Genomic DNA, 11,977 nt, shown 5'->3' with positions numbered 1-11,977 from the left:
CCGGCGAATCGATGTGCCAGCCCCGACGAACCAGGGGATCTGCACGAAGCAGCCATGCCAGGAACTGGACTCGTCCGGCCGCGCCAGCGGCTCCATCACCTCGTCCTCGTACCGCGCCAACGCGACGACCTGCGCCATTCTGCTCATGCCCCCATGCCGCACCGTGCCGGACGCCGAAGGCAACGGGCCGGGCCGGGGATCCCGAACCGTCCAGCTCAGTCCCACCAGAGGGACCACATCATCGAGCGGGCCATGCCGTTCCCGGCGCTGACCGCGTCCTGCACAGTGTCGCCGCAGTAGGCGAACAGCTCGATGGCGGCCTGCGCGGCGCCCTGAGGATCCAGGGGCGGCCGGTCGACCACCAGCTCCAGGTAGGGACCTGTGGCGAAGAACAGCTCTGCGCCCCACTGCTCCTGCCAGCGGCGCAGAAGAGCTGCGTCGTCAAGGGGAGTCAGGCACCGGCTGCCGTGCCCGAACCAGTTCGGATTGGCGTACAGATAGGGAAGGAGCACGGGCAGCTCGTAACCACCCCTAGCGGCCACGAAGTTGACCCAGCGCATGCCGGCGCGGCTTTCGCCGCGGTCGGTGGCCCACCGCGGCACCCCGAGCATTGGCCCCACCACCGCCGGACGGAGCAGTGGTGCCAGACGGTCGGGATCGTACTCGTCCCGCCAGCCCAGGAAGTCCTCGTCGTCGAAAGGGAGGCCCGTGGTCGACCACCGGAAGTTGGAGACCACGACCGACGCGGCCCGGGCGTCGTGATCCTGAAGGACTACCTCGGTGACCGAACGCTCCCACTCGGCCGTGTCGCAACCCCGCTTGTCCTGGTAGACGGCCTCTCCTCCAGGCGAGGCGGACGTTACATACGGCCACCATCCGGTCTCTCCGTGCCTGCGCCGCCCGATCTCCCACAGGTCCCAAACCCGCTCCACGGGCACGCGCGCTCCGACGATGTCGACGCCCGTGCCCGTCATGGCCCACGCGATCTCGGCCTCGGGGCAGCACTCCTGCAGGAGACGCACAAGATCATCGGCGGGAAGGGCAGGCGGGCGAAGGAATGGCGTCATGAACCCAGGACCCTAGAGGCGGTCGGCAAGAACCGCGCCACCATTTTCCCCTGACCGACCGGACGGCCCTTAGGGACTGTCTGACAAATGATCACCGAGTGGAGACGTGCCTGCTCGGCCCAATTGCCTTGCCGGCCTGACGCCGGCCAGTGATTCTGGGCACGTGCCAGGACAGGGGAAGAGAAGGCGGCGGCAAGAGGACGCGCGCCAGCGGCTTGCTGCTCGCACCGCGCCGGACGCGGGACGGTGGGAAGTTGTTGTCGAGGTGGGTTGACGGATGAGGCGTGGGAGCGAAGAGAGTCCCTGTTGGAGCCTGGTCGGGCACTCCGGAACGGGTCTGGTGCTCGGAGTCCTGGCACCACGAGGCGTCGGGCAGGTGGACCCGGCGGTCGATCAGCGCCCGTCCTCTGTCGGAGGCGTAGGCGAGGACACCCCGACCTGAGTACTCTCGGATCGGCCCAGGCTGCCGGTGTCCTGCCGCTGCACGCCTGCCGAGGCGGTGCCTTTCTTCAGGAAGCCGGTCTCGTCCACGAATAGGACGCCGTCGTCGGCACCGAGATGTTCGAGGACGTAGCGCGGATGTCATCGCAGCCCCGCGTCAGCGTCCCAGCGGCCGGTTCGCAGCAGCCGCGGCATCGGGCCAGGGAGGGCATGGCCGGCTGCTCGGCCAGTCGCCGGCACCCTGTGACGGGGGCGTCGACGCGGTGCCGCCCTGCCATGCCCAGTCCCGCGGCTCAGGGGAGACAGACGGTGTCCGGTAGCGGTCCGGGCAGGGCGCTGGCTTCGTCGTCGGTGAGGCCGCGGCCGAGGACCTTGCAGATATGCCGCTTCCACAGCGCGGGGTCGAGCCGGGTGAGCGTCAGGGCGGACCTCGTGGAGAGCCCTGTGGGTTCCAACGCGGGAGTCCCGAGGAAGGCTGTTCCGTCCGTGGCGATGGTGGCGGCGAAGCCCTGCTTCGCGCCGAACTTGTAGGTGTCCCGGTAGGAGGGATCGTCCGCGGCGAGGAAGACGGCGGTGCTGCCGTAGGCCACGATGAATTTGGCGCCCGCTGGGTTGCCGACCGTGAACTCCCCTGGTTCCAGCGGCCCGAACGGACCGAGCACCCGCCGCGGCGGTTGCCCCGGCTCGGCGGACCACAGTTCTACGATGCGGCCCGTGGTAAGAACGGACAGGTACCGCCTGTCCTTGAGGAATTCCACCGCAAGCAGGTCATCGCCGAGTGTGATGCGCAGGTCCTTGCGCTCACGGCCTGTCCGCAGGTCGACGGCATGCAGGTGCGGTTCCCCGCGCACGTGGACCGCGATCGCTCCCGGGACGCGATGCTCGCCCACCATATATTCCGGCTCGTCGCTGGACGTCAACCGGAGATCCCTGAGGTCGATCGGCGAGTTCAGACGGCGCCCGCTGCCGGTGTCCCAGTGCTCGACGACGGTGCCGGAGAGCGTTACGAGCCGGCCGTCAGCCTGGAAGTCCAGCGAGACGGGCTCACTCTCCCGATGACCGCCTTTCGTGGCGGGGCGCGCCGCGGTGAAGGTGGAGACCTTCTCCAGCGACGGGAGTCGGCGGACCGTCACCCGGGACTCGTCGGACACATCCGCCATGAGGGTCTCCGAGTCGTTGACGGCGAGGATCTGGTCCCTGGAGGGAGGTGTCCTGAACTTGTCGGACACCTCGGACACCACGCGGTTGACTCCTTCGGTCTCCACCAGGGCCAGCCGGCTGCCGCCCTTCCCTGTGCGGACCAGCATGGTGCTGCCGTCTCCCAGCAACCGCGGTTGCCCGTAGGCAGTGTCGCCCTCGGCGGTGGTCAGCTTCTCCCCGCTGACCGTGGTGTCCTTCAGGGCGGGCACGACCGGCTCGTCGGCGGTGCCGAGCAGGGGGAACGGCGTGCTGGCGCCGATCGAGAGTGATGGGCCGACGAACGTCCGAGGGCGGGTGTCGCCGGTGGTCTCCAGGACGTTCCAGGTGCTGTTGTCGCCCCGGACGAAGCGCTTCCCCGACGGGGCGAGGAGCGTGTTGCCGCCGCACCAACCGGGGCCGTCCCAGCGGTGTTTGCGTAGGACGCGTCCGTCCGCCACGCGCACCGCCCGGTAGAGGGCACCGCTCCGTGGGGATGTGACATCGTCATTGCCCTTCCGGCAGGAGAGCGCCACGGTTCCGTCGGCCGACACCCAGCTGCCGCCGTCCGCCCGCTCGGACGTGACGTCCGAGGCATCGGTGAGCCGCCGCATCGTGCCCGTCCTGATGTCGACAGCGATCAGCGACCTGACCGGCGACTCCAGTACCACTGTGTGGTTGTCGGGTCCGAACCATACCGCCGTGGCGATGGAGTACCTCTCCGGCAGCACACGCGGAAGCCCGGTCTCCAGGTCCCACACCCGCACGGGGAGTTTCGGCTGGCCGATCACGCCGAGCGTCCAGGTATCATTCGACGATTCGACCAGGAAGCGGGCGTCGCGGGAGAAGGCCGTGGCCTTGTAGCCCGCTGCGAAGTCGTCACCGCCGCCGTCCAGGCCATGGGTCCCGAGCGGGTGGGCCGGTCCGGCCAGACTTCTTCCGGAAGGGCTGACGTCGTGCCAGACGATCTGTCCGCCGTCGGCGTGCACGTAGGAGATGCGCCGTCCGTCGAAACTCACCTGGGGGGACCTGACGCGCGAACGTACGCGAATGGTCTCCTGCCGCACCGAGCCCTGAGCCGTGCGGACGAACAGCAACGCACGCCCGCCGTCGGTCGCCACGAGCGTTACCGTGCCGTCCGCGCTCATCGCGGCGTCTCGGAACGTCCCCTCGGCTCCTGACAGGCTCCATTCCAGGTGCCGGACCTCGGAGTAGCGCCGCAGCAGCGCGTTGCGGGCCTCCTGCGTCGGCTGCGTCTCGTACGCGGCGACCGAGGCCAGGGCGGCGTGGCCGGGGTTGGTGCCCACCAGTTCGTCTGACTGGACGGCCAGTGCCCGGGAGTGCGCCTCCTCGGCGCGCTGGGCACTGAGCCGGGACTCCAGGACATTGGCGCCGATCAAGGTCGCGATCAGTGCGAGCACCAGAGCGCCGGCCACCCAGCCGGCCCGGATCCACCAGCGGACGATGTTCCGGCGGCTGCGCGCCCTCATGAGGAACTCGCGCTGCTCCGAACTCAGTTCCTGCTCGCGTGTACCGATCCGTTTGGTGAGGGCGTCGAGCTGGGAGCCTCCCGGCAGCAGATCGCTACGGTGTTCTGTCCGCTTCCAGCGGTCCAGGTCGTGCTGGACCTCGGCCCGTGCGTCGAGGAAGTCGGCGTCGTCACGGACCACTTCGACGAGCTGGGGCCACTGGGTGATCAGCGCCTCGTGTGCCAGCTCCGCGCTCTCGGGCCTGCCGTTTCCACCGTGCAGGACGAGCAGGCGCGCGTCCTCGCCGGCCATGGCCTGGGCCAGGCTCCAGCGCTCCTCACCGGACTCCTCTCGCGTCAGCGCGCGTCGCAGTACGGATCCACCACCGGGGACCGCACGGACCAGCCCAGCCAACAGACGTCGTGCCTCCGTCTCCGCGCCGGCCGGGACACAGCTCTCCCACACACGTCGGGCGTGGTCGAGCAGGGCACCACGGACGCCTCCGATCTCTTGGTACACCGCGGCGCTCAGCCGTCCGCCGCGCTGCCGCTCCCACAGCTGTTCCAGCAGGAACCCCAGAAGGGGCAGAACGCCCGGGTCCGAGCCGGTGTCGTCCAGGATCCGCAGGTCCAGGCCCGGGTCGTAGGTCACCCCGGGTGCGCTTTCGAGGGGGCGGGTGACGACGGCGTGGAGCTGCTCCCTGGTCATGGGCGTCAGGGGAAGCATCACCCCGGTCGTCAGTGCGGTCGCCAGTCGGGGGTGTCCCAGCACCGTGTCGACGACGTCGGCGCGTAGCGTGGCGAGAACCTTCAGACCGGCGCGGCGGGGCGGGAACAGCAGAGCCAGTGTCTCCGCGAGCTCCGGTTCGGACAGGTAGAGCAGGGCCTCCGCCTGGTCGAGGACGACGAGCAGACGGTCCGCGCTCCGGCCGGTGGCCCGGTGGAAGGCGTCGGCGAGCCCCAACTCCCGCAGCCACGCCGCCACCCGGTCGGCGTGCTCCGCCCGCGCGGGACCGGAACCGCCCACCGCGCGTTCGAAGAGCTCGGTGGCCAGGGCCGCACCCGGCGTCCCCGCTCTGCCGCAGTCGACGGTCAGGATGTCCCATCCAGACCGGCGCAGCTCGGGCACAACGCCTGCCAAGACGAGTGAGGACTTGCCGCAGCCCGAGGGACCGCACACCGTGATGACCGGCTGATCGCCCCGGAGTGCGGTCACCACCCGGTCGATGTCACCGTCCCGGCCGAAGAACAGGTGCTTGGCGTCCTCCCCGAACCGCTGTAGACCGAGGAAGGGCTTGGGCGGCAGAAGTGACTTCGCGAGACCGGGCACCTCGTCCGTCAGCGCCGCGGTGCGCATCACGAATGCCTGCTGTGCCTCCCGCACCGGCTGCGAGGCGACGACCATGCCCACCGCGACGCCCAGGGCGTCGTCCCAGACCGGGCTCCCGCTGAACCCCGGTCTCACGTAAACGGCTTGTCCGTCCGCCCGCGAGAGCTGTACCAGCGAACTCCCGACCGGACCGCGGAAGCGTCCCTGTTGCCAGGTGCCGTCGGGTGCGTCGTCGGTGAAGCCGACTGCCCGGGTCCCGTGGTCCCAGACATCCCCGACCTCGGCCATCGGGAGAGGGTGGGCACCGGGCAGGGGGGCTTGCAGGCGCAGCACGGCGACGTCACCGCCCTGGTCCTCCCGGACCGGTACCCAGTGCACGACCTTCGCCGTCCCACTTGGGCGGCCGACGGCGAACGGCAGGTCGAGTCCGACCACAGCCCCTGCCTCGACTGCTGAGTCCCGGGGCCTCTCCAGCGCGTCAGACACCACATGAGCGCAGGTCAGTACCGTGTCCCCTGCAACGAGGAAGCCCGCGCCCACGATCGCGCCGTTCGCGCCCCTGATCCGCACGACCGAAGAGGCCATGGCAGGTTCGCGTGCCGGGTTGCCCACCGTTGTCCCCCGCCCGGTCATGAGGGCCTCAAGGCGCCGGAACCGGCGCGTCGTCCGCGGTGTCGTTGCGCCAGGTGAGGCTGACCGAGAAGTTCGCGGTGGCCGATGACCCGGCGATGAGGATCTTCGCGTCCGCCGACAGCGACATGCCGAACTCCAGGGTGGCCTCGTCGGGCTGTCGCGACATGTCCCGGCAGTGCCCGACGAACGCGTCGGCCACCGGGCGGACCACGTCCAGCATCCGGTCCAGGGATTCCTCCGCACGGGCCGCCGCCCGGCTGCCCCGGCCGACCCGGACCACAGCCTCGTCCGTCTCGTCGACCTGGACCCGCACAACGTCCTGCCCGTCGCCGAGGGGCACTTCGACCACATGGAAGGGGCGGCGTTCGGTCAGGGCCATGGATCCTCGTCTCAGCTCCGATAGCGGTGGGTGCACGACGAGCGTAGGCACCATCTCTTCGCTCGGGAGCCGTCATTGCCTATTCTGACGAAAAGTCACAAGGCGCCGCCTCGGGCCGCGGGAATCGGTGCAGGACTCCCGCTCCGGCGATCTGAGGGACTCGCTGGGGGCGTTGCGACGGCGAGGCCGCTACCTGCCCGCTGGCGTCGACGCCGATGCGCCTGGACCGGTCGGGACCGGCCGGCCGCCGATCCGCCAACGAGCCGTCATGACGGCTCCGTGTCGTGCCCACACACCATCTGTCAGCTCGTGTGCGAGCGGCCCCGAAGATGAGTTCGCCACCTCAGGCCCGGGTCGTGCTCCGCCACCTCGCTGACGTCCGGGTGCCCTGCTTCGGCCGCCTGCCGGTGACTACCGACCCCGACGTCGGTGTTCGTCGGTGCCGATGTGGATCCAGGCCTGTAGTAGCCGGGCCTTCGCGCCACAGCCGGTGCTCTGCCGCTGCCACGCGGCGGCGGGCAACCGTGTGGCGAGGGTGTCGGCGCGAGCAGGGGTGCGGCCTGAGTTGGTCCGTACCCGGGCCGCGCAGGCGACCGCGAGAACACAGCCGGTCTCAAGTGTCTGCAGAGCAGCTCGCAGCCGCAGGTCCTGGCGGTAGGTTTCGTACCGGTCACCCGAGGCGCCGACACTCCGGCCTCCGGTGCGGCGGCGCTCATCTCTCAGGCAAGGCCGGCTTGGTCGCGAACCAGCCATCGTCCGGCATCTCGGCGGCTCGGTGGCCTTCGGGATCGGTGGGCCAGGACTGTTCGGGCGGGTAGAGGCGGTGGTCGACCCGTGCCCGTCCCCGGCTGGTGGCGTAGGTGAGGAAGACACCGCCCTGGGAGTTCTTGATGAGTCCGGCGGTGCCGGTGTTCTGGCGCGGCACGCCCGCCGAGGCGCGGCTGTTGTGCACGATGCCCGTTTCATTCACGATCAGCACCGCGCCCTCGGCGCGGAGGTGAGGTGCTCGACGACGTGGGTGGATGTCGTTGCGGACGGCGTCGGCGCCCCAGCGGGCGCAGCGCAGCAGCAGTCGCATCGGCTCCGGCGAACATCGCCCGCCATCCGGGCAGGGTCGACGCGGTGACCTGCGGTCACCGCACGATCTTCGTATGCCCAGACACCAATCGGTGATCACACGGCGCCCATACCCGTTCCCAGCCGGGTCCGCGGCACGATCGCGAAGTCAGACTGGAGGACTAGTTCCGAATCCGCCTCGCGGCCTCTCTCAGCAGCAGAAGGGCGGCTCCCGGTGCCGAGGGTCCCGAGGGGCGGGTCGCCAGGGAGGCGCCCGCGCGGCGCACGGCGTCGAGGCGGAGTCTCTGGACGCCGACGAGAGCACGGACGAAGGGGCGGTACGGCGGGGCCACGAGGGTCGGGAGTGGGGTGGCGGCCGCGAGGTCGGCGGCGGCACGGTCGGCCTGCTCCTCGACGAGCCGTCCGAGTGCGGGGCCGGGGCGGGTGAGGTCCGCGCCGTGGCGGGTCACCGCGTCGACGGGGACGCCGTGGCGGCCCGCGCGCACGTCCTCGGGCAGGTCTTCCAGGAAGTCGATGCGCTGCATGGCACGGATGAGCAGGTGGCAGCCTTCGGTGAACGTCGTCCGCGTGGCCGCGTCCTCGGGCGCGAGGAGGCAGGCCGTGAGCATCAGCGCGGGCAGCGAGTACTCCCGTACGTACTGCTTCAGCTCCTCGTCGTCGGCGATGGTCCGCCAGGCCACTTCGCGCTCGCAGCCGCGCAGGAACTCGTCCACGTGGGCGCGCACATCGGGGTGTCGCTCGGCGGTGCGTGCCAGACAGCGCAGGACGGGCAGGGCGGAGTCGCCTTCGGCGAGGGCCTTGCGTACGAGGCCGTCCCACTCGGTGAGCGCGGCCGCCCGTTCGTCCGGCGTGCCGCGGTCGATCCGGTCGTCGGTGTCGTGCATGAACGCGACGGCCACCACGACGTGGGGGAGCAGCGCGGCGGGGAGCAGGATCCGCGCCGCCGCGTACTCGGCCGTCGCGAACCTCCGCACCGCCCGCCGCTGGTCGGTGTAGTCGCGCCGCAGCTGCGGGTCCCGCACCCCGGCCCGGTCGAGGGCCCGCTTCCACATCCCGGTCTCCTGTCGTCGTCGGCTGTGAGCCTACGGTTCCCGGTGCGGAAACCCGGAGGCGCCCCCGGCCAGTCGCCTGTCAGACTCGTGGCGATACGCAAGGGGTTCCAGGAGTGGTTGTGAACGGGGTCGACGACGTCTTCGAGACGCATGTGACGGTGCGTTGCCGGACCGAGGGCGAGCTGGCCCGCCTCGGCGCGTGGGCGGCGGACCGGGACCTGAAGGTCACCACCATCGTCCTCGCGCGTGGCCGCACGCCGGTCCAGCCGATGCTGACCCTGCGCGGCCGGGCGGGACATCCGGCGGTGGTGACCGGGCTGCGGGAGGCCGGTTTCGAGCCGGCGCGGGTCAAGGTGGAGACGGTGCCGTGGAGCGCGGAGCCCGTGGGGCCCGGCGGGGGCTACTTCGAGCACCACGTCAAGCTGGCGCTGCCCGCCGCGTACGACCGGGCGGCGCTGGAGGACCTCGTCGTGCCGCACGGGGCCCACGTGTCGTGGAACGCGCGCCGGGCGCTGCCGGGGCCGGGCGGGCGACACGAACGTTTCGTGACCCAGCGGCACCCGGGGCCGTCGGATGAGGCGGGGCGCGCCTGCGACGCACTCGTCGGCGCACTGCTCGCCGCCGGGCACGAGCTGGTGGCGGAGGAGCGGGAGTTCGTGGTCTCCGACAGCGACCTGTCGTGGGACGAGGGCTGGCTGGAGGAGACCGTATGACCGACAAGCAGTGGGCGCCGTCCATCCCGGACGGGCCCGACAGCGGCACGGAGCCCGCCGCCGACCGGGTGCACCGTAAGCACGAGTTGCCGCACACCCTGACCGCGGGCGTCGGCGAGGCGGCCGTGCGGCACCTGGTCTTCGACCCCGCGCTGAAGCACTTCGACGGGGCCTTCCGGCCCGGTGACGGGGTCGTCGAGGACCCGGAGCTGCGGGTCCGCTGGCAGGCGGCCCGGCGCGCGGCGCTGGAGCTCGTCCTCGCGGCCGTCGCCGGGTCGCCGTGGGCCGGCTCCCTCGTGCTGCGCGGCAGCATGCTGATGGGGGCCTGGTTCGGCGACGCGGCCCGCGCTCCGAAGGACATCGACTTCGTTGTCGTCCCCGAGACCTGGCGCATCGAGGAGCCCCGGACCCGCGCGATGCTCGACGGCATCGCCGAGGCGGCCGAGCGCCTCGCCCAGGAGCGCGGCGCGGATCTGTCGGTCTCGGCGGCCGAAGCCGTGTCCGAGTACATCTGGACCTACGAGCGGGTGCCCGGTCACCGTCTGGTCCTGCCGTGGACCGCCCCCGGGCTGCCCGGCGGTCAGGTCCAGCTCGACTTCGTCTTCCATGAGCGCCCCCCGACGCCGCCCCGCCCGGCCGAGGTCGCGGGCGTCCGCCTGCCGGCCGCGGACCGCGAACTGTCCTTGGCCTGGAAGCTCATGTGGCTGAGCTGCGACATGTACCCGCAGGCCAAGGACCTGTACGACGCGGTCCTCCTCGCCGAGAACTGCACCATGCCTCGCGCCCTCCTGGAGACCGTGCTGCGCGAGGCGGACGAGTGGCCGGGCCGCCCGGACGAGCCGCTGAGCCTCGCGATGTTCGAGGACGCCGCCCGCGCGGTCGACTGGGCGGGCTTCGACGACGCCCACCCGAACACCGAGGCCGCACGGCGCGACCTCGGCGCCCGTCTGCTGGCCGCCCTGGCTCCGGTACTGGGGGCGGCCTAGCGTCGCGGCGCACGCCTACCGGCGCCGCAGCGACCCGGACGAGATCCCGCACGCCACCCGCACCCCGTTCCGCCCCGGCGCCTCCGCCGACCCACCCGAGACCGGACCGCCGACTGCCCGGTGGCCCTCGGCACGCCCGATCTCCGTCGGAGCCCGTCACACGTCACCGCGCGCACCCACTTCACCACCGCGCAGGGCGACGCCGTCAGTGCGAGCCGGCGAACGTGGGACCTGCTGTCGGCGCCCGCCGTGTAGGGGCCGTGACGACGGTCCGGCCGGGCGGGTCCGCGATCAGGGAACGTCGGTGACGGACTCGCAGCGCAGGGCGATGTCGTGGTTGCCGGCTTCGCCGTCACAGGAGTCGGTGTTCGCGCCGCCGTCCAGGAGGTCGTTGGCGGGGCCTGCCAGGATGGCGTCGTCGCCGGTGCCGCCGTGGAGCTGGTCCCGGCCGCCGGCCGTGCCCACGCTCGCGTCCCCGTCGAAGTTCACGTTGTCGCCGAAGAGGTGGTCGTTGCCACCACGACCGTCGATCACGTCATGGCCCGCGAACGTCTGCGTGGCATCCCCGACCGAGCTCTCGCCGATGAGCGTGTCGTCCGCCGTGCCGCCGGTGATCCGGTCGTTGCCCGCCCCGGTCGCCTGCCCGCCCTGCGGGTCGCCGATGTTGTGGTCTCCGATGGCGAACAGTCCGCCGTCGGCGCCGAGGTCGATGATGTCGTCGCCGCCGTTGCCACGGGCCGCGTCGATGCCTTCGCTGTCCCCGATGATGCTTTCGAAGAGCCCCGGTCCGGAAAGCAGCACATCGTCGCCCGCGCCGGTTCCGGTTCCCTGGAAGGGGGCAGCCGAGTCCCCGAGCAGGCCGTCGTCGCCGTTGCCGCCCTCCAGGCGGTCCCGGCCGCCGCCCTCGGCATTGCCGCCGAGGGCCACACTGTCGCCGGTGATGTGCTCTTCGTCGCCGTCCTCGCCGAAGATCCGGTCGTTGCCCCCACCCTTGGCGTTGCCGTCGGCGTCGGTCTCCGAGTCACCCACCATGAAGTCGTTGCCGTCGCCGCCGTGCATGACGTCGTTGCCGCCGCCCTCGGCATTGCCACTGCCGGTCAGTGAGTCGCCGACCATGTCGTCGTCTCCGTCGCGGCCGTACATGACGTCGTTGCCGCCGCCCTTGGCGTCTCCGCTCTCGACCGACACATCACCGCGGATCGCGTCGTTGCCGTCCCCGCCGTCGATCCGATCGTCGCCGAGGCCGCCGACGAGGCGGTCGTCGTCGCCGAGGCCGCAGATGACGTCGTTGCCGCCGAGGCCGTCGATCACGTCGGCCCCTGCGGAACCGACGATGACGTCGCGCCCGGGCGTGCCCGTGAGGGTGCCCGCTCCGGTGAGCGTCGCGGGAATGCCGAAGCAGGTGGGAGCGGCAGCGGCGGCGGTCGTCGCCGGGATTCCCAGGGTGATCAGCGCCGCCGAGACAATGCCGGCCGTGAGGAGCCGAGCCATGTGAGGCCTCCAGGTCTGAGGGGTAGCAGAAGGAGGTCTGCCTCACATCATCGTGCTTCGGACGCATGTGAATCCGATTGCCGCACGCCGTCCGCTCCAACGGGCCAGCGAGCGTGGGCCTTGGGCGTTCGTACGGGTGGCAGTCGGATGGGTGCGGACGCGCG

Annotated in this window: 8 protein-coding genes and 1 pseudogene; 2 read left to right on the top strand and 7 right to left on the bottom strand. The window is 71.3% G+C overall.

Translation table 11 applies throughout. The features are described from left to right. Window positions 1-215 precede the first annotated feature (215 nt). From IE237_RS06215 to IE237_RS06190, 6 genes and pseudogenes are all read right to left on the bottom strand, one after another. On the bottom strand, window positions 216-1,022 hold the full coding sequence (locus tag IE237_RS06215; RefSeq protein ID WP_189800795.1) for a DUF4253 domain-containing protein: 807 nt from the start codon (window positions 1,020-1,022) through the stop codon (window positions 216-218). 343 nt (window positions 1,023-1,365) lie between these two features. After that, a pseudogene (locus IE237_RS41785) lies at window positions 1,366-1,727 on the bottom strand (transposase); the annotation flags it as partial. A gap of 74 nt (window positions 1,728-1,801) precedes the next feature. Next, window positions 1,802-6,067: an nSTAND1 domain-containing NTPase gene (locus IE237_RS06205; protein ID WP_229842339.1), complete on the bottom strand. Its 4,266-nt coding sequence runs from the start codon at window positions 6,065-6,067 to the stop codon at window positions 1,802-1,804. A 55-nt stretch (window positions 6,068-6,122) separates the two neighbouring features. After that, entirely contained in the window at window positions 6,123-6,494 is a 372-nt protein-coding gene (locus IE237_RS06200; protein ID WP_189800793.1) for a CU044_2847 family protein, read from the bottom strand. Window positions 6,495-7,206: 712 nt separating this feature from the next. Then, a complete protein-coding gene (locus IE237_RS06195) occupies window positions 7,207-7,671 on the bottom strand; it encodes a transposase (protein WP_440862279.1) in 465 nt (154 codons plus the stop codon). A 61-nt stretch (window positions 7,672-7,732) separates the two neighbouring features. After that, window positions 7,733-8,623 carry a phytoene/squalene synthase family protein gene (locus IE237_RS06190; protein WP_189800791.1) on the bottom strand — a complete coding sequence of 297 codons (891 nt, stop codon included), beginning with the start codon at window positions 8,621-8,623 and terminating at the stop codon, window positions 7,733-7,735. 119 nt (window positions 8,624-8,742) lie between these two features. On the opposite strand from IE237_RS06190, the gene IE237_RS06185 reads away from it, so the two are divergent. Both IE237_RS06185 and IE237_RS06180 read left to right on the top strand, forming a co-directional pair. Beyond that, complete coding sequence (locus IE237_RS06185; RefSeq protein ID WP_229842337.1) at window positions 8,743-9,336, top strand: hypothetical protein; 594 nt, start codon at window positions 8,743-8,745, stop codon at window positions 9,334-9,336. Continuing rightward, window positions 9,333-10,322, top strand: a complete 990-nt coding sequence (locus IE237_RS06180; RefSeq protein WP_189800789.1) for a nucleotidyl transferase AbiEii/AbiGii toxin family protein — start codon at window positions 9,333-9,335, stop codon at window positions 10,320-10,322. The genes IE237_RS06185 and IE237_RS06180 overlap by 4 nt, the downstream gene beginning before the upstream one ends. A gap of 291 nt (window positions 10,323-10,613) precedes the next feature. Here the strand turns inward: IE237_RS06180 and IE237_RS06175 are convergent, their stop codons facing one another. Next, window positions 10,614-11,813, bottom strand: a complete 1,200-nt coding sequence (locus tag IE237_RS06175; protein ID WP_189800788.1) for a calcium-binding protein — start codon at window positions 11,811-11,813, stop codon at window positions 10,614-10,616. Window positions 11,814-11,977: the final 164 nt, after the last annotated feature.

This window comes from Streptomyces tanashiensis (genome assembly GCF_014648895.1).
Classification (GTDB): Bacteria; Actinomycetota; Actinomycetes; order Streptomycetales; family Streptomycetaceae; genus Streptomyces; species Streptomyces tanashiensis.
Note: the sequence above shows the minus strand (reverse complement) of the source record. Positions and strands in the feature narration are given on the sequence as shown.

Excerpts from the sequence above, each read along its gene's own strand:
- IE237_RS06200 (WP_189800793.1), bottom strand. The coding sequence starts at position 6,494 with ATGGCCCTGACCGAACGCCGCCCCTTCCATGTGGTCGAAGTGCCCCTC.
- IE237_RS06180 (WP_189800789.1), top strand. The coding sequence starts at position 9,333 with ATGACCGACAAGCAGTGGGCGCCGTCCATCCCGGACGGGCCCGACAGC.
- IE237_RS06205 (WP_229842339.1), bottom strand. The coding sequence starts at position 6,067 with ATGGCCTCTTCGGTCGTGCGGATCAGGGGCGCGAACGGCGCGATCGTG.
- IE237_RS06190 (WP_189800791.1), bottom strand. The coding sequence starts at position 8,623 with ATGTGGAAGCGGGCCCTCGACCGGGCCGGGGTGCGGGACCCGCAGCTG.
- IE237_RS06175 (WP_189800788.1), bottom strand. The coding sequence starts at position 11,813 with ATGGCTCGGCTCCTCACGGCCGGCATTGTCTCGGCGGCGCTGATCACC.